This window comes from Paraburkholderia madseniana, assembly GCF_009690905.1.
In the GTDB taxonomy this organism is placed as follows: domain Bacteria; phylum Pseudomonadota; class Gammaproteobacteria; order Burkholderiales; family Burkholderiaceae; genus Paraburkholderia; species Paraburkholderia madseniana.
Genome location: NZ_VOSW01000134.1, coordinates 1 through 20,280, shown reverse-complemented (window position 1 = coordinate 20,280; position 20,280 = coordinate 1). Strand labels below are relative to the sequence as shown.

Annotated in this window: 19 protein-coding genes and 1 pseudogene; 6 read left to right on the top strand and 14 right to left on the bottom strand. The window is 62.1% G+C overall.

The window, feature by feature from the left end:
* The 3 genes and pseudogenes from FSO04_RS47990 to FSO04_RS40395 form a co-directional block, all read right to left on the bottom strand.
* A pseudogene (locus tag FSO04_RS47990) lies at positions 1-81 on the bottom strand (IS5/IS1182 family transposase); the annotation flags it as partial.
* Between the two features lie 169 nt (positions 82-250).
* A complete protein-coding gene (bfr, locus tag FSO04_RS40400) occupies positions 251-727 on the bottom strand; it encodes a bacterioferritin (protein ID WP_154567013.1) in 477 nt (158 codons plus the stop codon).
* A gap of 184 nt (positions 728-911) precedes the next feature.
* Positions 912-2,111 (bottom strand): aminotransferase class V-fold PLP-dependent enzyme, encoded by a 1,200-nt coding sequence (locus FSO04_RS40395; protein WP_154567012.1) that lies wholly within the window; start codon positions 2,109-2,111, stop codon positions 912-914.
* A 334-nt stretch (positions 2,112-2,445) separates the two neighbouring features.
* Between FSO04_RS40395 and FSO04_RS40390 the strand changes: the two genes are divergently transcribed.
* Positions 2,446-3,168, top strand: a complete 723-nt coding sequence (locus FSO04_RS40390; protein ID WP_154567011.1) for a response regulator — start codon at positions 2,446-2,448, stop codon at positions 3,166-3,168.
* A 158-nt stretch (positions 3,169-3,326) separates the two neighbouring features.
* Positions 3,327-4,634, top strand: coding sequence for a TAXI family TRAP transporter solute-binding subunit (locus FSO04_RS40385; protein ID WP_171929157.1), 1,308 nt, complete (start codon positions 3,327-3,329; stop codon positions 4,632-4,634).
* Between the two features lie 68 nt (positions 4,635-4,702).
* Here FSO04_RS40385 and FSO04_RS47985 read toward each other — a convergent pair whose 3' ends face one another.
* Positions 4,703-4,861, bottom strand: coding sequence for a hypothetical protein (locus FSO04_RS47985; protein WP_233465188.1), 159 nt, complete (start codon positions 4,859-4,861; stop codon positions 4,703-4,705).
* On the opposite strand from FSO04_RS47985, the gene FSO04_RS40380 reads away from it, so the two are divergent.
* Positions 4,812-5,276, top strand: a complete 465-nt coding sequence (locus tag FSO04_RS40380; RefSeq protein ID WP_233465187.1) for a DUF3455 domain-containing protein — start codon at positions 4,812-4,814, stop codon at positions 5,274-5,276. The two genes, FSO04_RS47985 and FSO04_RS40380, sit on opposite strands and share 50 nt — an antisense overlap.
* A gap of 24 nt (positions 5,277-5,300) precedes the next feature.
* Here FSO04_RS40380 and FSO04_RS40375 read toward each other — a convergent pair whose 3' ends face one another.
* The 8 genes from FSO04_RS40375 to FSO04_RS40340 form a co-directional block, all read right to left on the bottom strand.
* Positions 5,301-5,807, bottom strand: coding sequence for a hypothetical protein (locus tag FSO04_RS40375; protein WP_154567009.1), 507 nt, complete (start codon positions 5,805-5,807; stop codon positions 5,301-5,303).
* Positions 5,808-6,371: 564 nt separating this feature from the next.
* Positions 6,372-7,337: a D-2-hydroxyacid dehydrogenase gene (locus FSO04_RS40370; protein WP_154567008.1), complete on the bottom strand. Its 966-nt coding sequence runs from the start codon at positions 7,335-7,337 to the stop codon at positions 6,372-6,374.
* An 18-nt stretch (positions 7,338-7,355) separates the two neighbouring features.
* Positions 7,356-9,419: a transketolase gene (gene tkt / locus FSO04_RS40365; RefSeq protein WP_154567007.1), complete on the bottom strand. Its 2,064-nt coding sequence runs from the start codon at positions 9,417-9,419 to the stop codon at positions 7,356-7,358.
* Positions 9,420-9,535: 116 nt separating this feature from the next.
* Positions 9,536-11,395, bottom strand: coding sequence for a TRAP transporter large permease (locus FSO04_RS40360; protein WP_154567006.1), 1,860 nt, complete (start codon positions 11,393-11,395; stop codon positions 9,536-9,538).
* Positions 11,396-11,399: 4 nt separating this feature from the next.
* Positions 11,400-12,443: a TRAP transporter substrate-binding protein gene (locus tag FSO04_RS40355; protein WP_154567005.1), complete on the bottom strand. Its 1,044-nt coding sequence runs from the start codon at positions 12,441-12,443 to the stop codon at positions 11,400-11,402.
* A 158-nt stretch (positions 12,444-12,601) separates the two neighbouring features.
* Complete coding sequence (locus FSO04_RS40350; protein ID WP_054033623.1) at positions 12,602-13,366, bottom strand: SDR family NAD(P)-dependent oxidoreductase; 765 nt, start codon at positions 13,364-13,366, stop codon at positions 12,602-12,604.
* A 96-nt stretch (positions 13,367-13,462) separates the two neighbouring features.
* The gene (locus tag FSO04_RS40345; RefSeq protein ID WP_154567004.1) at positions 13,463-14,461 is read right to left on the bottom strand and encodes a transketolase family protein; all 999 of its coding nucleotides are present in this window, start codon (positions 14,459-14,461) and stop codon (positions 13,463-13,465) included.
* Positions 14,458-15,303: a transketolase gene (locus FSO04_RS40340; protein ID WP_168435995.1), complete on the bottom strand. Its 846-nt coding sequence runs from the start codon at positions 15,301-15,303 to the stop codon at positions 14,458-14,460. Before FSO04_RS40340 ends, FSO04_RS40345 begins: the two co-directional genes overlap by 4 nt.
* Positions 15,304-15,441: 138 nt before the next feature.
* Here FSO04_RS40340 and gcvA point away from each other — a divergent pair, with 138 nt between their 5' ends.
* A complete protein-coding gene (gcvA, locus tag FSO04_RS40335; protein WP_154567014.1) occupies positions 15,442-16,332 on the top strand; it encodes a transcriptional regulator GcvA in 891 nt (296 codons plus the stop codon).
* A 65-nt stretch (positions 16,333-16,397) separates the two neighbouring features.
* Here the strand turns inward: gcvA and FSO04_RS40330 are convergent, their stop codons facing one another.
* Positions 16,398-16,709, bottom strand: coding sequence for a hypothetical protein (locus FSO04_RS40330; protein WP_154567003.1), 312 nt, complete (start codon positions 16,707-16,709; stop codon positions 16,398-16,400).
* Between the two features lie 134 nt (positions 16,710-16,843).
* Here FSO04_RS40330 and FSO04_RS40325 point away from each other — a divergent pair, with 134 nt between their 5' ends.
* Complete coding sequence (locus tag FSO04_RS40325; protein WP_154567002.1) at positions 16,844-17,449, top strand: ParB-like protein; 606 nt, start codon at positions 16,844-16,846, stop codon at positions 17,447-17,449.
* Between the two features lie 83 nt (positions 17,450-17,532).
* On the opposite strand, the gene FSO04_RS40320 is transcribed toward FSO04_RS40325, so the two are convergent.
* Positions 17,533-19,224: a purple acid phosphatase family protein gene (locus FSO04_RS40320; RefSeq protein WP_154567001.1), complete on the bottom strand. Its 1,692-nt coding sequence runs from the start codon at positions 19,222-19,224 to the stop codon at positions 17,533-17,535.
* 426 nt (positions 19,225-19,650) lie between these two features.
* On the opposite strand from FSO04_RS40320, the gene FSO04_RS40315 reads away from it, so the two are divergent.
* Positions 19,651-20,280: DUF3348 domain-containing protein (locus tag FSO04_RS40315; protein WP_154567000.1), on the top strand; the 630-nt coding region annotated here is incomplete at its 3' end.

The window sequence follows — 20,280 nt, the reverse complement described above, 5'->3', positions numbered from 1 at the left end:
CAGTGTCAGATACGGTGCCGCGAAGCTCCATTCTTCGTCCGACACATCACTCGGATACCCTTTGCGGTCTGCTTTTCTCATGCCGCTAGGATACCAGGTCTGACACGAAGTGCCTAACACGCTCTAAGAAAAAGCCGGCTAAACGCTAAGCGTATCTGGAGGAGAGTTCGATGCGTTGATGGGCGGCCGGAGTGCGTGACGGCACATCGCTGATGGCCGGTTCACTTCGCCGCCCGGGGTCTCGACGGACTCATTCCGGTGACTCCATTGCCGATTGCTGATAGTTCTGAATCCCCACCTTGTCGATCAACGCCAGGTTGGTCTCGAGCCAGTCGATATGTTCCTCGGTATCGTCGAGAATATGGGTAAGGATCGCGCGTGAGACGTAATCGCTAACCGTCTCGCAGTAGGCAATAGCTTCCTTGCACGTTGCCTGCGACATCCGCTCGAGCTTGAGGTCGCACTCAAGGATTTCCTGCGTTTCCTCGCCGATAAGCAATTTGTGCAGGTCCTGCAAATTCGGTAAGCCGTCCAGCACGAAGATGCGCTCGATCAGCAGATCGGCATGCTTCATCTCGCCGATCGATTCGTCGTACTCGTGTTTGGCGAGACTTTTCAGGCCCCAATGACCATACATTCTGGCGTGCAGAAAGTACTGGTTGATCGCGCTCAGCTCGTTCTTCAATTGCGCGTTCAAGTATTCGAGTACCTTGGCATCTCCTTGCATACAGCCTCCTCTATTCGCTACACCACGCCTCTCAGGCAACGCACTTCGCGTGATGCTGTTTGGTGCATAGCATCACGCGGCTCATATGCCGCACCCGTTAGCGCAGCATAGTGCATGGTCCGGTCGACCGTACGAATGAGAATTGGTATCGCTTCAGATCTAACCAAACCAAACGCGCAGAGGGTCACTGGATTGCCAACTTTCGTATCCCATCCAGCAGCCTGCCAATTTCCGGCTCGGTAGTCAGATAGCTGACCGACGCTCGCGCGATCTGCTTAAGTCCTCTGGATTCCATATCAAGAGGCGTGTACGGGACACCGTTACTGCCGATCGCGACACCCTGATCCGCCAGACTGCGCTGCACCGACGCAGCCTCCAGACCCGCTATGTTGAACGCAACGAGCCCGGATTGCTCCCGGCCCTGGTCCAGCACGGTCACACCGGGGATCTCCGCGAGTTGCCCGCGCAACGCTCGTGCAATGCTGTCGATCCGCGCGCGAATATTTTCAACGCCGATCTCCAACGCCTCTTCCAACGCGTTAGCCAGGCCGCAATGCAGCGCCAGCGATGCTTCCGCCGACTCGAAACGCACCGCGTCGTCCCGTAAGACAGGTTCGCCGTCAGCACCCAGCGGCGCGGATCGCATGTCGACGAAGGCCGGCGTCAAGCGGGACAGAAAGTCCTCCCGCACATACAACAGGCCTGTGCCTCTCGGACCACGCAGCGCCTTGCGGCACGGACCGGTCAGGACATCGCAACCCACCTCGGCGACGTCGACGGGAAGTTGTCCAACCGCCTGGGCAGCATCGACGAAGTAGGGGATGCCGTGGCGGCGTGCGACCTGGCCGATCGCCGCAGCCGGATTGATCAGCCCGCCGTTCGCCGGCAACCAGGTCAGCGCAATCAGGCGCACACGGTCATCGAGCATAGCCTCCAGCGCCTGCGGATCAACGGCGCCGCTGGAATCGGACGGAATGACTTCGATCGTCGCCCCCGCGCGTTGCGCCGACAGGCGCATGGCGGCCAGATTCCCGCCCCACTCGTGACGCCCGACCAGAATCCGCTCGCCGGGTCGCCCTGGTCCTAGCGCGGCGAATGCGGGGCCCCACCCTGCCGAATTGCCGGTGGTCAGGGCGATCTCCGCCGGACGGGCGTTCAGCAGTCGCGCAGCCAGCAAGCGAGCGCGCTCGGTCTGCTCACGTCCGGCTACGCCGGCTTCCATCGGCCCCGTCGTGGCTTCGAGCCAAAGGTGAGCGCGTATCGCCTCCAACGTGGCGGACGACGGCAGCGAGGCCCCCGCGTGATTGAAATGCGTGGTGCTTTGAGCACCGGGTGTGCGGGCGCGCAACGCGTCCACGGCAGCAGGCGAAAGAGGAGAAGGCATGGTCGGTCCAATAACGGGCGTGTGGGATGCATTGGGCATGGGCGATAGGCGATAGGCGATAGGCGATAGGCGCGAAGAGTTTGCCATGCTACGCCACCTGGCCTGCGAAGGCACTGGCCTGCCGCCCTCGATCGGCGCCACGACCTTTAAAAAAAGCCCGCATTCGGCGACGGATTCCCGCAGGTTGCTCCGTTAAAGAAGCTGGAGCACAACGTTCGCGGGTCACGAGCAGCCTGACGGCACTGAAAGCTGGCGCGGCAAACCAGCAGTCGTGACGTGGCGGCCAACGTTATTGCACCCCTGTTTGCCGGCCTATGCGTTCGATTTCCCTACTATGACAACTCAAATACTGGTCGTTGACGACGATGTCGAACTACTTGGGTCGCTTGCCGACTTTCTCGGACGAGAGGGTATGGCGGTTTCCGTATTGCACGAGGTGAAGTCGCTCGGGGAACACATCGAACGGAACCCACCCGATCTGATTGTCCTCGACCAGATCATGCACGGTGTGAATGGCCTCGCAGCGCTGAGCACGCTACGCGCCGCGGGCAACACCGTCCCCGTGATTCTGGCCTCGGGACCCGACGACATGGACCGGATCGTGGGGCTCGAAATGGGCGCGGACGACTGCATCGGCAAACCCTTCAATCCTCGCGAACTCCTTGCCCGCATGCGGGCCGTATTGCGACGACGAACCCTGTCTGCGTCGGCCGCCACGCGGGAAAAACACGAAGTCGTTGGATTCGGCCCATTCACGCTGGACCTTCAGTTGCGCACGCTCAACACGGAGACCAACCGGCTCACGCTATCGGCGGGAGAATTCGCGCTGCTTAAGGTCTTCGTCAGTCACCCCATGCGCACGCTTACCCGTGCGCGCCTGCTTGAATTGCTGCATGGGCCGAAAGACGATCATACCGGCCGCGGGGTCGATGTCCAGGTGTGGCGGTTGCGCAGGATTCTCGAAGCAGACCCCTCCGCGCCGAGGTTCATCCAGACCGTCCGCAGTCATGGTTATGTATTTGTGCCGGACGGCGCGCAACCGTCCTCGACGCACTGAATCTTCACGCGTCGCGGCGATCGCAAGCTCGAGTGCGGATATGGACAAGGCGTCCACGGCGCTGCATTATCCATGCTGGCTGTCAGACACCACCAGCGCGAGAGAGGCGAACAATGCCCAGGCACAACCCAGCGCTTCATCGCAATGAAAAACGCCCCATGACACCGGGTCGCCGGCGGCTTCTCATCGCCGGCGTGATCGTGCTGATCGCCACGCTTGGTTGGGGACTTCGGGTCATACTCGAGCCCGCCTTCCGGCACACCATCGTCATCACAACCGGCGCAGACAACGGGATCTATCGCGGCTTTGCAGATCGCTATGCACCTCTCCTGAAGCGTGACGGTATCAAGCTCGATATCCGCAGTTCGTCGGGGTCGAGTGAAAACTATCAGCGGCTGAAAGACCCCGACAGCGCATACGAGGTGGGCTTCATCCAGTCCGGCACCACCAGCCCGAAAGAAACCGACCATCTGCAGACGATCGCCGCCGTCTCCTATGAACCGATCTGGGTGTTCTACCGTGGCGAGTCCACCATCAACCGGCTGGCAGAACTGCGTGGCAAGAGAGTTTCAATCGGTGTTCCCGGCAGTGGCCTGCTGAACGTCTCCCAGGTATTGCTCGGGTACAGCGGCATCACACGGGACAATACGACGCTGCTCCAAATGGACGCCGTCAAAGCCTACCAGGCTCTCGAAAACGGTCAACTGGATGCGGCTTTCTTTATCGGCAGACCCGATGCCCCCATGCAGACCACGCTGCTGAACAGCGATCTCAAGCTGATGAGTTTTGTGCAGGCCGATGCGCTCGTGCAGAAATTCCCGTCGCTATCCAAGGTTATTTTTCCGCGCGCCGCGACCAGCGTCGTCAACGATCTGCCGCAAGCCGACGTCACGCTGCTCGCCGCCACCGCCTTGCTCGTCTCCAAAGACACGCTGCACCCTGCGCTGGTCTACCTGTTGCTGGACGCGGCTAAAACCGTCCACGGCGGCGAAGATTACTTCACGCCGCTTGGCGTGTTTCCCAATCTGAATACCGAGGATTTTCCTGTTTCCGAAGAAAGCGAGCGTTACTTCAAAACGGGGCGCCCCTTCCTGCAGCGCTACCTGCCATTCTGGCTGGCCAGCTTTATCGAACGACGTCTGCTGATCCTGCTTCCCTTCATGGCTTTATTGCTCGGTCTGCTGCAGGCGTTGCCGCGCATGGCGGAGGCTCGCATAAAAAAACGCCTGGTTGTCTGGTATCGCGAGATCAAGGCGCTCGAAGACGAAATATGGAAAACCAGCCAGCCAACGCCGGACCAGATTGCGCAATGGCGGAACGAGATCGAGCATATCGATGCACATGCCAACCAGATCCGGATGCCGCAGCGCTATTTCCAGGACGTTTATGCACTCAAGCAGGCGATTGCCGTAGTCCGGAACCGAATTTCCCGCGTCGCGGACCAGGCTACGACGGGCGCAGCATGAGCTTATGGACTCGCACCGACGTCGCGCGGGCGCATACAAGATCGCGCATACTATCCCGACTATCCGGTTCACCGGCCGTCATTAGCGGCCGCAACCGCCATGCGCCGCGTTTCATTCGAGGTGATATCCATGCTCAGGAAAGTTTCGCAAGCAAGCTTCGCAACCATCGCCGTATCCATGCTCGCCGCATGCGCAATGCCGCCCGCAAGTCCCCCGAGTGCATCCATCGACCCACCTCAAGCTGAGCGCGTGATGACACTCGCTGCGTCCGGCGTACAGAACTATTCGTGTGAATTCGACGCGCAGCATCGACTGGGATGGGTGTTCAAGAGCCCACTGGCAACGCTGTACGATGCGAGCGGCCACGCTACGGTCCGGCACGGTGCGGGTCCTTCCTGGGAAACGGAAGATGGCAGCCGGATCGTCGGCCACGTGCTGGCACAGCAGCCCAGCGAAACACGGACGAGCATTCCCCAGCTACTCCTCGAAACACATAGCACGGCCGGTAGCGGCACGCTGTCAGCGGTGCGGTATGTGCAGCGCTTGCATACCGTCGGCGGGTTAGCGCCGACGGCACCGTGTTCAACGGAACATGAAACCGGAAGCTCGCCCTATCTCGCGGACTACGTGTTCTACCGGTAGCCGGCCAGGCGTCGCATCGCGCGCTTACTTCATGTCGGACTGATTCGGCGGCGGCAGTGACGGATCGAGTTTCGCGGACTCTCTCACCAGTTGGTCAGTCATTGCGGCCGCAACCGGGTTCGAGCCACGACGATACGAGTCGTCATGACTGGCTTGGGCTTGGGCTTGGGCTTGGGCTTGGGCTTGGGCTTGGGCTTGGGCTTGGGCTTGGGCCGGCGGCGGCAAAGCCGGATCGAGTTTCGCGGACTGTTTGACCAGCTCATCCGTGATCGCGGCCGCGACCGGATTCGAGCCATGACGATGCAGACTGTCACGCCGGCCTTCGGTTCGCAACACGGGGGCGGTCTTCGACTCGGCATAAGCACGAACGGCAACCGATTCGCGTGGTCGCGTGTTCGCTCGCGGCAATGGCACGGCATCGTCCACTGGCGAGCCGGATACGGTCACCACGGTCCCGCTCGTAGACTGCTTGGGGTCAGTCACCGTGTTGCCGGAGAGAGGCGCCGCACCGATCACAGTTCCCGCCGTCACGTCGGTGTCAACCTCCGAGCGATGGCTTTTTTGTAGCAGTAAAAAAGCGCCGAACACCAACTCGAGGAGAAGCACTCCGACTATCAATGATGTACGAACATTCCTCATATTAACCAACGATCCGTTCAATCGATACGATTGGATTGATGACGACCGTCTGCTCGAAGAGCACGTCAAACGGCAAGTTCGCAGCGTGAGCCTGCGATGGGTTGATGTGGGGATGATTTGCGCGACCCGCACACGTTGATTGTCCGGTGGCAATGGTCCGGTGATTCACTCCACCGAACGGCACGGGACATCGCTCGTATGCTAATGCGAAAAAATAACCTGTGCTGAACAGTCGCGAGATCGGGGCAAGATCGTCAGAAACGCGCGGGCATTCTCTGCGCCCGCGGCCACGGGGGACTTCAGCTCGATTTGATGGACCGTTCGGTTGGCGAGAGGCGATTTTCTCGTCCGGTGCGGTCAGATTTTTGTCGGCAACGAACTAGTTCTGTTCGCGATCGAGGCGCATGCGATTTGTCCGACGATCCGCACGCAGCGTGACGCCGCGTGCGCTGGCAATCAATATGCCCCTTGCACCAGATTGGTCGGCACACCGTTGACGAAGTTTTCAATGTTGTCCATTAATTGATCGGCAAGACGCTGTTGCGCCTCGTCCGACGCCCATGCAACATGCGGCGTCAGAATAACGTTCGGGCGACCGGCCGCACGCATCAGCGGATTGTCCTCAGGAGGCGGTTCGCATGCGGTCACATCGAAACCTGCACCGCTGATCAAACCTTCGTCGAGCGCCTGCACCAATGCACCTTCATCGACCAGGCCGCCGCGCGCCGTGTTGATGATCAAGGGCTTTCTTTTCATCGCGCGGAACTCGGGCATGGCCAGCATATTCCGTGTGTTCGGTGTGAGCGGACTGTGCACGGTGATGATGTCGCTGGTCGCGAGCACCTCGTCCCACGGCGTGTAAAGCGGACCCAGACCGTCACGCCCTTTGTGCGCGGCGAACATCGGTTGCACGCCGAAGGCTTTGGCGATTTCCGCGACACGCTGGCCGAGCACGCCTTCACCGATGATGCCAAGACGCGCGCCGGCCAGATCGTGAATCGCGTGCGTAAAGAAACAGAATTGTCCGGACTTCTGCCACTCGCCGGCGAGCACGTCATCGCGATACGCGATCAGATTGCGCCGCAGCGCGAGTATCAGTGCGAACGTGTGCTCGGGCACCGTGTTAATCGCATAGCCGCGAATATTGCACACGGCGATGCCGAGCCGCTGGCAAGCCGCTTTGTCGACGCAATCGGTGCCCGTAGCGGCGATGGCGACAAGTTTCAGATCGGGCAATTGAGCGAGCACGTCCTGCGTTAGCGCCACCTTGTTGATGATCGCGATCGACACACCGGCGAGCCGCTGCAACACCTGCTCAGGAGACGTGTTTTCATACTCGATCAACTGATGATCGAAGCGCGGCTCGCGCAACACGATTTGCGGCGCAAGCGTGGCGCGGTCGAGAAAGGCGATCTTATGCATGCTCATGTCCTTGTTGATTTACAGATGCCGCTTTGCTTCGGCCACGACATGCTGCGCGGTGATACCGAAGTGCTCGTACAACGTCTCCGCGGAAGCCGAGGCACCGAAGCCCGTCATCCCGACAAAACCGCCACGCTCGCCCAGATAGCGATCCCAGCCGAAACGCAGTGCCGCCTCGATACCGACGCGCACCGTGTTCGGACCCAAAACCGCGGCGCGATAGTCAGCGTCCTGTTCATCGAAGATTTCCCAACACGGCATCGACACCACCGCGGTCGCAATGCCCTCTTCCTGTAACCGAAGGCGTGCCTGCAACGCCAACGCGACCTCGGAGCCGGTGGCCAGCAACGTCACGACACGCGCGCCGCCGTCCGCTTCGGCCAGCACATAGGCGCCGCGACGCGACAACGACTCGGCGCTATATTCGCGGCGCACCAGCGGCAACGCCTGCCTTGCAAAAATCAACGTACTCGGCCCGCGCCGATGTTCGAGCGCGAGGGCCCAGCACTCGGCGGCCTCCACCGCATCCGCGGGACGCAGCACGCGCATATTCGGCATGGCGCGTAACGAGGCGAGTATCTCCACGGGCTGATGCGTCGGCCCGTTTTTGCCGACGCCGATCGAGTCGTGGCTGAACACGTAGTGCACCGGCAGGCCCATCAGCGCGGCCATGCGCATCGCCGGGCGCTGATAGTCGGAGAACGCCAGATACGTGACGCTGGTCGCGACGATGCCGCCGTGCGCGGCCATGCCGTTGGCCATCGCACCCATCAGATGCTCGCGCACACCGCAGTGGACGTACGCGCCGCTGTGGTCGTCGGCGGTGAAGGCGTGCAACTGGCGTTTGTGGCCCGTAGGCGCTTCGAGATCGGCGCAACCCACCATGCGTTCAGGCAGCAGCGGCGCGAACAGATCGCTGATCTCGCCGGACACGGTGATGCCAGGCTGCGGCTCGTCGCGTTCCACCGCACGCTTGCGGTAAGCGTCGAGCACGTCACACCAACCTTCCGGCAAGCCACCCGCCATGACCCGTTCGAACTCGGCGCACTGCGCGTCCGGCAACGCGGCGAGACGCGCATGCCACGCGTTGTATTCGTCACTACTGCGCCGGCCCGCTTCGCGCCATGCGCTCAGGATATCGGCGGGCACGTCGAACGGTGCGTGCGGCCAGCCGAGTTGTGCGCGCGCCGCGTCGGCATCCGCCTGGAACAACTTGCCACTATGGCCGCCGCGCTGTCCTTGCAAGCGCGCAATGCCGCGGCCGATGACCGTCTTGCACGCGATCATCGAGGGCCGCGGGTCGGCGCGCGCAATCGTCAACGCCGCGCTGACCGCTTCGAGATCGTGACCGTCGACTTCGATCACCTGCCAACCGGCAACGCGAAATCGCGCGCAGACATCCTCGCTGATCGAGAGTGAGGTGCTGCCGTCGTCGGTGATCTGGTTGTCATCCCAGCACAGGATCAGTTTGCCGAGCCGCAGATGGCCGGCCAGCGAGATCATTTCCTGACCGATGCCCTCCTGCAGACAGCCGTCGCCGACGAACGCATACGTGTAGTGATCGACGAGCTCGCGGCCGAAATTCGCCGCGAGATACGCTTCGGCGATGGCCATGCCGAACGCGTTGGCAATGCCTTGCCCCAGCGGACCGGTGGTCGCCTCGATACCATGCGCCGGCTCGTACTCGGGATGTCCCGCGCAATGCGAACCCAGTTCGCGGAAAGTCTTGAGCTGGTCAAGCCCGATCGCCGCATAGCCAGTCAGATACAGCAGCGAATACAGCAACAGCGAACCGTGGCCGTTGGACAGCACGAAGCGGTCGCGGTCGGGCCAGGTTGGATCGGCGGGATTGAATTTCAGGTGCCGGGTGAACAACGCGGTTGCGATTTCGGCCATGCCGAGCGGCACGCCCTGATGGCCTTCACCCGCGCACAGAATTGAATCGATGGAGAGGAAGCGGATCGCGTCGGCCAGCGGCAACTGGGGTGCTTGCTGACGAGATTGCGTCGCTGCGGCCAACAGCGAAGTCGACGGCGTAAGCGAAGCAATCGATGCAGCAGACTGAGCTTCAGTGGTGGACATGACAAAAGGCTCCTCTACGCCGCCCCGGCATGCAGGGCGGCGGCAATCAAAACGGATTGGATCAGGCGGAAGAACTTCGTCTGAGACGGCACCGCGCAGCCTCATACGTCAGCGGATCAATGCAGGAAACCTGTCGAAATCCACGGCACCGCGGCAACGATAATCAACCCAACCATCAACGCAGCGATATAACCAAGAATCGGCTTCATGCCTTCGTCGGGATGAATGCGGCTCACCGCGCAGGCCGAGTAATAGCCCACGCCGAACGGCGGTGCGAACAGGCCCACACCCATCGACAGGATCACCACCATTGCGTAGTGCACGTCATGGATGTGCATCGCCCGCGCGATCGGGAACATCAGTGGGCCGAACAGCACGATCGCCGGAATGCCTTCGAGCACGCTGCCGAGAATCACGAATACGCAGATGGATGCAGCCATGAACATCGCCGCGCCGCCAGGCAGAGCACCGAGCGTCTGCGCGAGCTGCCCTGAGAAGCCCGACTGCGTCAACGCCCACGCCATGCTGGTCGCCGCGCCGATGATCAGCAGAATCGCGCCCGACAACGTTGCTGTATCGATCAGCATCGGCTTGAGCCGCGCCCACTCGAAACGGCGATAGATCAGCAAGCCCGCCAGCACTGCATACGCAATGCCGATGGTCGAGACTTCGGTCGCCGTTGCAATACCTTCGACCACCGCGGCGCGAATCACGAACGGCAAGGCGATTGCAGGAAACGCGATGACGAACTTGCGCAGAATCTCCACGCCCGTCGCACGCTTGACGCCCGACATGTCTTCGCGTCGATAACGCCACTGCACCACGATGCACAAGGTGATCGCCAACACGATGCCCGGCAGCATGCCGCCTGTGAAGAGCGCCGAGATCGACACGCCAGTCACGGAACCGAGCGTAATCAGCACGAGGCTCGGCGGAATCGTCTCGGTCTGCGCGCCCGTCGCGGCCAGCAGCGCGACCAGATCGCCCGGCTTCGCACCGCGCGCTTTCATCTCGGGAAACAGCACGGGCGCAACCGCCGCCATGTCCGCGGCTTTCGAGCCCGAAATGCCCGACACCAGATACATCGCGCCGACCAGCACGTACGACAGCCCGCCGCGCACGTGACCCAGCAAGCTCGCGAGAAAAGCGATCATCGCCGCGGCCATGCCGGTCATCTCGATCAACTGGCCGAGAAACACGAAGAGCGGCACCGAAAGCAGGATCAGATGCGACATGCCCTCATCCATCCGGCCGACCACCACCGGCATCGGCGTATTCGTGGTCAGCGCGAGGTAGCCGAAGGTCGCGAGTCCAAACGAGAAGGCAATCGGCACGCCGCTTAGCACACCGAGCGCGACCAGGCCGACAAAGAAGATCAGTAGGTTGATATTGCCGAGATCGTGAAGCAGCGGGCCAAGCGCAATGAAGATGCCCGCCAGCGCACCGACCGTTGCAATCGCGGCGAGCGTCAGGCGCCAGTTGCCCATACGGGCGAGCCGTACCACTGCCACCAGCAGCATCAGCGCCGAACCGACCGGCAATGCCGCCGCGCGCCACGAGTTCGACAATTCGAGAGCCGGCGTGGTGATGAACGATTCGTCCTGCGCGAAGCTGATCGCCGGACCGATCACCATCGCGAGGAACGCGATCGGCGCGGCGATCGCGACCACGTCGAGAAAGGCGCGCACACCTGGCGGCGCCATGCCGACCAGCGCCGTCATCCGCATATGCTCGCCGCGCCGCAACGCGATCACGGCGCCAAGCATGGCGAGCCACAGGAACAGCATCGATGCGAGTTCATCGGACCACACGAGCGGCGCGTGCAGCAGATAGCGGCTCGTCACACCAGCCAGCAGCACGACGATTTCCGCAAGCACCAGCAACGCAGCGGGAATCTCCACCAGATGGCCGAGAGCGGAGTCGAGCGCACAGGCGAACCGATGCTGCCGCTCGTGCGAATAGGAGATCGAGATCATCGCATTACCCCAGTTTTCCGACGGACTTCTCCAGCAGCCCCCACGCCTCGTCGCCGTACTTGCCTTTCCAGTCGTGATAGAAGCTCGTCTTGGCCAGCGCGCCACGGAAAGCGTCCCGGTCAACATCGATAAAAGTAATACCCTTCTTTTTCAGGTCGTCGCGCAACGAGAGGCTGAGCCTGGCGATATCCGCGCGTTGCAGCATCGCGGCGCTTTCGAATTCACGCGTGACGATCGCGCGGATGTCCGCAGGCAGACGCTCCCAAGCAGCGCGATTGCCGAGAATCCAGTAACCGTCCCACACGTGCGACGTGAGGCTGATGTACTTCTGCACTTCATAGAGCTTGGCCGTCGCGATGATCGGCAGCGGGTTTTCCTGACCTTCCACCACGCCGGTTTGCAACGCTGAATACAGCTCGTTGAAATTGATCGGCGCGGGGCCGGCGTCGAGCGCCTTGAACAGCGAGGTCAGCATCGGCGCTTGCGGCACGCGAATCTTGAAGCCCTTCAGATCAGCCGGCGCGCGCAACGCCTTGGTGGACGAGCTAATCTGCCGGAAGCCGTTGTCCCACACCTTGCTCACCGACACGAGGCCCGACTTGCCGATCTGCGCGCGGATGTAGTTGCCGAGATCGCCGTCCATGGCCTTCCAGACCGCGTCGTAGTCCTTGAACGCGAAGCCGGTGTTGACGATGCCTGCGGCGGGCGTCAGCGTGGCCAGAATCGACGACGCCTGGTTGAAGAACTCGACGCCGCCATTGCGCACCTGCGAGAGCAGATCGGTGTCGGAGCCGAGCTGATTCTGCGGAAAGAGTTTGATATCGAGGCGGCCCTTGGTCGCTTCGCGAATGCGATTGATCGCCTCCTGCGCGCGGATGTTGACCGGATGTGTCGGGTCCTGGCCGGTTGCGAGCTTGTACGAAAACTCGGGGGCCGCCATCGCGCTTCGCGAGATGCTCCATAACGGCGCGGCGGCGGATAAGGTCGCACCGGCCTTCAGAAAGGTGCGGCGGCTGATGCCCTGCGGGGCGTTCGAACGGGTTGTCATGGTGTCTTCCTCCAATGCTGGATCGCGCGTCGTTATGGTTTTGGAATCTGAACCGCGGCGGCTGCACGTGTTGCTCGCCGCGGTCGTCTGTTCTCTACTACGTGGTCTCCATCGCCGCCGCCGGCCTCCCGCCCAACGGCCCGTCCTGCCGTTGGGCGTCAGCCGTGAATCAGCATGCCACCGTTCACATCGATCACCGCGCCGGTGATATACGACGACAGGTTCGACGCGAGGAACAGGAAGGCGCCGGCCACATCGTCAGGTACGCCCAAACGATTAAGCGGAATGCCCGCGAGAATTTCGCCGCGCTTGTCGTCGCTGATCTTGCCTGCGTTGATGTCGGTCTGGATCAGACCCGGCGTCACGCAGTTCACGCGAATGCCGTCGTTGCCGAGTTCGCGCGCCATCGCTTTGGCGAGGCCCAGCACGCCGGCCTTCGCCGCGGAGTAATGCGGGCCGCCGAGAATGCCGCCGCCGCGCTGCGCCGAGACCGACGACATGCAGCCGATCGAACCGCTCTTCTGCTTCTTCATCTGCGGGACGACCGCTTGCGACAGATACAACACGCCGCGCAGATTGACGTCGAGAATGCGGTCCCAACTTTCCGGGTCGATCTCGAGCAGCTTGGCAGCCTGGGTAATGCCGGCGTTGTTGATCAGGATATCGATCGATCCAAAATCGGCGACGGTGCGTTCGACAGCAGCCTGGCAGGCGCCACGGTCAGTCACATTGCACACGTAGCCACGATGTTCGGGTCCGATCGACGCTGCGGCTTCGACCGCGGCATTTTCGTCGAGGTCGAAAATGGCGATGCGTGCGCCATGCGCCGCGAACATGCGGGCGGTCGCCATACCGATGCCGCGCGGCGACGCGCCGCCGGAAATGACGGCGACCTTGCCGTCGAGTAGACGTGACTCTGACATGATGCGGATCTCCTGAATATGAAGCTTATGGTTTGCTAAATTGTTTGCTATCGGTAAGTGCGCGTATGTGCGGCGCCTACCCGCCTTGATGAACCTTTACCGCAACCACCCTTTAATCGTGTCGCACATCGCCTCGGTGGAAATGCCGTAGCGGTCGTGCAAGGTCGGTAGCGCACCTGCGTCAAGAAACGCGTCGGGCAAGCCGATATGACGGAACGGCGGCGTGACGCCATTGGTCAGCAGCACTGCCGCCACCGCTTCGCCCAGGCCACCGATCACCGTATGGTTCTCCGCCACCACGACAAGGCGGCCGGAACGGCGCGCTTCGCGCAGCAGCGTGGCGGTGTCGAGCGGCTTGATGGTCGGCACGTGCAGCACACCTACGTCGACGCGATCGGCGGCCAGCGCCTTCGCCGTTTCCAGCGCGCGCATCGTCATGATCCCGGACGAGATGATCAGCACCTCGGCGCCGTCGCGCAGCAGCTTCGCTTTGCCAAGTTCGAACTGGTAGTCGTATTCGTCGAGCACGACTGGCACGTTGCCGCGCAACAGTCGCGCATACACCGGCCCGCGATGGTCGGCGATGGCCGGCACCATCTGCTCGATTTCGATGGCATCGCACGGGTCGATCACCGTGAGGTTCGGCATCGCACGGAACAGGGCGAGATCTTCTGCCGCCTGGTGGCTCGGGCCGTAGCCAGTCGTGAGGCCGGGCAACGCGCAGACGATCTTGACGTCGAGGTTGTCCTCGGCAATCGCCTGATGGATGAAGTCATAAGCACGGCGTGCGGCGAACACGGCGTAGGTGGTGACGAACGGCTGCGCGCCTTCGTGCGCCATGCCGGCCGCGGCGCCCATCAGCAGTTGCTCGGCCATGCCCATCTGGTAATAGCGCTCCGGGTATTCCTTCGCGAACAGATGCAGGTCGGTGTACTTGCCGAGATCGGCCGTCATGCCGACCACTTCGGGGCGGTTACGCGCCAGTTCGACCAGTGCGTGGCCAAACGGGGCCGAGCGGGTGATCTGCCCTTCACCTGCAATCGAGGCGATCATCGCCGATGTTTTCAGACGCGGTTTCGGTACGGCGGCGCTCATACGGTTCTCCCGGCTTCCAGCGCCTGCAGCGCGAGTTGCCACTCGTGCGCATCGACGCGGATAAAGTGATTTTTCTCGCGCGCTTCGAGGAACGGCACGCCACACCCCATCCGCGTATCGCAGACGATGATTCGCGGTTGCGCTTCCGGATGCGCGTGTGCCGCATCGAACGCGGCGACGACGGCGGCGAGATCGTTGCCATCCACGCGTTGCACGAACCAGCCGAACGCCTGGAGTTTGTCGACCAGCGGCTCGAACGCCATGACGCTCGACGACGGGCCGTCGGCCTGCTGGTTGTTGACGTCGACCATCGCGATCAGGTTGTCGAGCTTCCAGTGAGCGGCCGACATCAGGCCTTCCCAGATCGCGCCTTCATCGAGTTCGCCGTCGGAGAACAGCGTGTAGACGCGGGCATTCGAGCCTTTGCGCTTCAGACCCAGGCAGCGGCCCACCGCGATCGTCAGCCCCTGTCCGAGCGAGCCGCCGGACATCTCCATGCCGGGCGTATAGCTCGCCATGCCGGACATCGGCAGACGGCTGTCGTCGCTGCCGTAGGTTTCCAGTTCTTCGTCGGCGATGATGCGGGCCTCGATCAGCGCGGCGTACAGCGCGATGGCGTAGTGACCGTTCGATAGCAAAAAGCGGTCGCGGCCTTCCCATTCGGGGTCGTCGGCGCGATAGCGCATGGCGCGGAAATAGGCGACGGCGAGGACATCGGCGATATCGAGCGCCTGGCCGATATAACCCTGCCCCTGCACTTCGCCCATGCGCAGCGCGTTGCGGCGAATCTGATAGGCGTGCTCCGCGAGTTGGGCGTACGGCGCGGTTTCGCTAGTGGTCACTGTTTGTCTCCTTATGGATCGCTTTGCAGGGGCCGCTGTGATGCCGATCCCAGTGACTCAAGCGTAATCTCGCGCTCACACGCGCTCAAACGAATTAAGATGGGCCAATGGATGAATTCAATTCACCTTGATGCTGCCATGCACAATCGCGTCACCTTCAAGTCGATACAGGCATTCGAGGCCGCCGCGCGGCTCTCGTCGTTTGCGCTCGCAGCAGACGAACTGTTTGTCACGCCCTCAGCCGTCAGCCATCAGATCAAGCTGCTGGAAGAGCAATTGAGCATTCGTCTGTTCCATCGGCTGCACCGTACGGTGATCCTGACGGACTATGGGCGGCAATACGCTGAGGAAATCACCGCGGCGTTCGCGCGGATCGACTCAGCCACCCGCGAGATCGGGCGCGCCGCCAAGAGCGACATCCTCACGATCCATTGCACGCCCAGTTTTGCGACTCAATGGCTGATGCCGCGCATCGCGCGTTTCAGTGCGGCGCATCCGGATATCGACGTACGGTTGAATGCCTCGTCAGAGGCGGTGGATCTGATCTCGGAAGCGGTGGATATCGACATCCGCTACGGTCCGAGAAAGTTGCAGCCGGCCGGCACAATGGTGCTCGAATTGCCACCCGAGACGATCGTGCCGTTGTGCTCGCCCGCGCTGATGGCTGGAGAGCATCCGCTGCGCAGCGTCGCGGATTTACCGCACCATGCGCTGATTCATAGCGAGGGGTGTCTGGTCGGATGGCGAGACTGGATGCGTCTTTATCGCAAGACGCGGCTCGATATTGGACGCGGTCCGCGTTTCGATCGATCGTTCATGGCGATCAGCGCGGCAGTGGACGGCTTGGGCGTCTGCCTCGAAAGCCTGCTTCTGGCGCAGCGTGAACTGGAAACGGGGCGACTGGTGGCGCCGTTCGGCCTGGAAGGACTTCCAGTACATGGCTATACGCTGAACCTGCTGAAGTCTCGCGCCGAATTGCCGAAGCTGCATAGCTTCCAGGATTGGCTGTTTGCGGAACTTGAGAAGTGATGCGCGTGCGGCACTGATCCGGTGATGCGCAATGCGCTGCCGGTGACAGTGCCGACTACCGGCCTTTAAGGTTTGCCTTTGAGGGTGAACGGCGCAAGCAGTGACCGCACGTCGACCTGCTGCCCCTGAAGCAGAAGCAGCCTCGCGTGAAGCACCGTGTTCTCAAGAACGAGCTTAGCGGTGCTCAGCAGATACAGCGCGTGGATATCGGAGATCGACATGTTGCCTGCTTCGACCTGGTGGTGACGCTCGACAAGTGAACTCATGACGAGCCGCCTGAGTTCCTGTTCTCCAAATGGAAGGTCCGCGTAGTCGATCGGGTCGTCGGCTTCTACTTCCCGCAGCAGTTCCACCAGCGTTTCAGTGCTCACGTCCATGTGCAGGCTCCACGTTGTCGTTCAAGACCAGCATAGCCAAACAGAGTCACCAGCACTGACAGCCTACCGTTTCTATTTAAGGGAGTCCAGCTTGAGCAGAGCAGTAGAATGCTCCGGATACGGAGGGGCACGCCATGGCAAGAATAACGAGTGTCGGCATTGAACAACTGCGGCCGCTGCAGGCAACGGTCGGCATGCTGGAAGTCGATGCAAAACGAAAGCGCCTGCTGGCCATGGATGCAAAGTCTTTGAAAGACTTTCTGAAAAGCGCACCGATTCCCACCGTCATCGGCAAGCATGACAGGCACTATGTCATCGACCACCACCATCTCGCGCGTGCGCTGTGGGATGGCGGTATCGCGAAAGCGTTCGCCGAGGTCGTAGCGGACCTGTCGCGGCTGCCGGACGCGAAGTTCTGGGACACCGTGATTGAAAGGCGCTGGGTGCATCCCTACGATGAACGCGGCATCCTGCGAGCCATTTCCTCGATCCCCGATGAGGTTTCCGCCCTCACGGACGATCCGTACCGCAGCCTCGCCGCATTCGTGCGCGACGCGGGCGGCTATCTGAAGACACCGGAACCCTTCGCCGAATTTCAGTGGGCGGACTTTTATCGCACACGTATGCCGGTCTGGACGAGCGAGTCGCAGTTCAAGGCAGCAGTGGAGCAGGCAGTCCACCTTGCGTGGAGCCCCGACGCCCGGACACTGCCGGGTTTCAAGTCCCGCCGCGCGAAATAGCGTCGAGATAGTCGCCGGCAAAGAAACCGTTCGACGCCCCGAAAAGTAAGTCGCTGGAGCGTCGAACCGCAGCGAAGAGCAACTTATCCGTGTCGCTTCTTCTTCAACTCGATCGTTTCGAATAACTCATAGTTCTGCGTCGGTGTTTGATCCGCACCCGGCGCGTGGTAGTAGTTCATCGTGATCGTGGTCTCGCCACCCGGATGGCCCGGATCATGATCGAACACCGCGATACCGTAGCCCGTGCCCGTATCCCGTTGCGCCGACCACACTGCATCTTCAACGGCATCCGCGCTGGCACGCACAAACGTACTCGCGGTCGTCCCGGCAACCGGACGATTCGGCCGCGTAAAAATACGCGCCTGCGGCAAGCCGGTGCCGATATCCACCCCGTACACATCGAGCGGCGCACTCGTCCCGCCACCGCCGAGAATCAGGTGAATCGTGCCGTGACTCGTATCGAACGTCGATGCCCCCGACGACACGGCCGACATCACCGGCCGCGGCTGCAATGTATCGACCACGCGTCCTGTGGCGATATCGGTGCCCTTGTTGTGATTGCAGCCGCGCACGGGATAGCTGCGCTCGTAATCATGGTCATGCCCGCACAGCACCAGATCGACGCCGTAGCGGTCGAACAGCGGCAGCCAGGCTTCGCGGATGCCCTTGTCGGAACCGTTGCCGGTCTTCGATGAACTCAGCGCGTCCTGATGCATCTGCACGACGATCCAGTCGACTTCGTCGTCTTCCGCCGCCCGGTGCAATGTCTTCTCGAGCCAGCGGGTCTGCTCGCCCTCGCTATAGCCACGCACATAGAGCGACGTGCCTGGTTGAATCGGCGGATTGCCGGTACTCGCCACCGGCACGAGAGGATTCGGGCCGGCCACGAACGCAGCCGCATCCTGATAGACCACGTCATCAGCATCGAGCGAGATGAAGAGCACCGAACTCACGCGGAAGCTGTACCAGCGTCCCTGGAAGCGCGTGTGATTCTCCGGCAGCGTGTAGCGCGAGAGATACGAGGCGAGGCCCTGTTCGCCGTTGTGGAATTCGAGCTCGTGATTGCCCGGACAGGGCATCCACGGCCGGTTCGACGCCGAGGTCTGGCAGTTGTTGCCGAAATCGCGCCACACGTCGGGCTGGTGCATCGGGTTCAGGTTGGCGTAGCAGAGATCGCCGTTGAGCAGGTGGAACAGCGGCTGAAATCGCTCGACGGCCTGAACCGCGAAACGGCTTTGCGGCGACGACAGGACCCAGCCGGTGTTGGGCGTGGCGAGATCGCCGTAGCTCGTCCAGCGAAACGACGCGCGGCCGCGGGGCGCAGTGCGGAAGCTCGCGGTGAAGGGCTGGGCCGCGTTGCTGTCGTTGTCGGCGCTCACCTCGTACTCGTAGCTCGTGTCGGCCTTCAGGCCACGCAGACGCGCGTGATAGGTGAACACGACTTCGCCGTTGAGGCCATCGGTATAGGTGCTTTGCACGCCGTGCACCGTTACTCTCGCCCCGCCCCCGCCGCTTAACCGCACTTGCGGATTGACCGCCGGTGCCGGCGATGCCCACGACACGGTCACTTCGCTCGTCGGATCGTTGCCCCATGTCAGGTGGATCTGCTCCGGCGTACCGTCGGGCGTGCCGTTCGCGGCCCGCGCCGCCGACGCGAGCGCGCCCGCGGCCGTCGCGAGGCTCGATGCGCCCGCAAACTTCAGAAAGCCACGGCGCGAGACGATGGTAGCGCCCTGATCGGTCGGCAAATCCTTGTCGATTTTCTTGTTTGTCATGTCGGGTGTTTTTGTAGGGGGGTGGAAGGTCGGCAACGCGGACGGCGAACGCACGGTGTTATGTGAGCCGCGCGTGCCGTGTCGGACCAAGGTGCGACAGAAGTGACAGGGCATCCTAGTCGCGAAGCTATGACATGCAGATGAAACGGCTGGACGTGGGCGGTGCCGTGCCGCCTCTTTCGGGAGAGACTACACCGCGTCGGCGCGGTGCATCACGCCGCCCGACCGCCGTGATCATTCAGTCGATAGACGGTGTAGAAGCCGCCCAATTAACCTCGTAAAAACCCTCATGGCGGCCCAAATTACTGCATCACAATCGGCCCGTTGGCCGCGCTGAAACCCCTCGCTTACCCCGCCCACTCATTAAGGGGCTGCATCCCTCACCCTGCCGCCGTGTAAACTGCTGACTTTTTTGACTCTGGTGGTATGGTGCAAGCCCCACAGCGCACAGCTTTCAGTGGCCCGGCGCTCATTCGTTTACTTGCTCGCCTGACGGACGTCGACGTTCCCGAATCCAGCCAGTCGCTTTCGGACCAGCTAAGCCAATGGCTCGGCTGGACCGACGCGATCGCGTTGTCCTCGGCGCTGAGCAACGCTCCGCCCGCCGTCGCCGTCGGCGCACGCGCCTTCAGCGACGCTGAAGAGAGCGAGTGCGCCCGCGTGCGCGCGTCGTTGGCGGATGCCATCGTCGGCGATAGCGTGTTTGCCGTCGCGAGGCGTCGCGGGTCGGCGGCGCAGGCGCTCCCGCAAGGCGCCCCGGCGGATGCGCCAGTCGATTACGCGGTTTTTCGTCAGCGCTACCTCTCCATGCAGCAGTCGATGGAGACGGGCATCGGCACCCTGCGCGCCCGACTGCGGGCCATGCTGGCCGCCAGAACGCCCGCCATGGCCCGGCTCGCGGTGGTGGACGCCGTGATGGAGCGAGCGCTCAGCGAGCGTGAGCGGAGTCTGCTGGCCGCCGTGCCCGGCTTGCTCAAGGGGCACTTCGAGCGTTTGCGTGAGGCGGAGCAACAGACGCTGGCCGACGCCGAAGCCTCGGGGGACGCCGCAACCGTC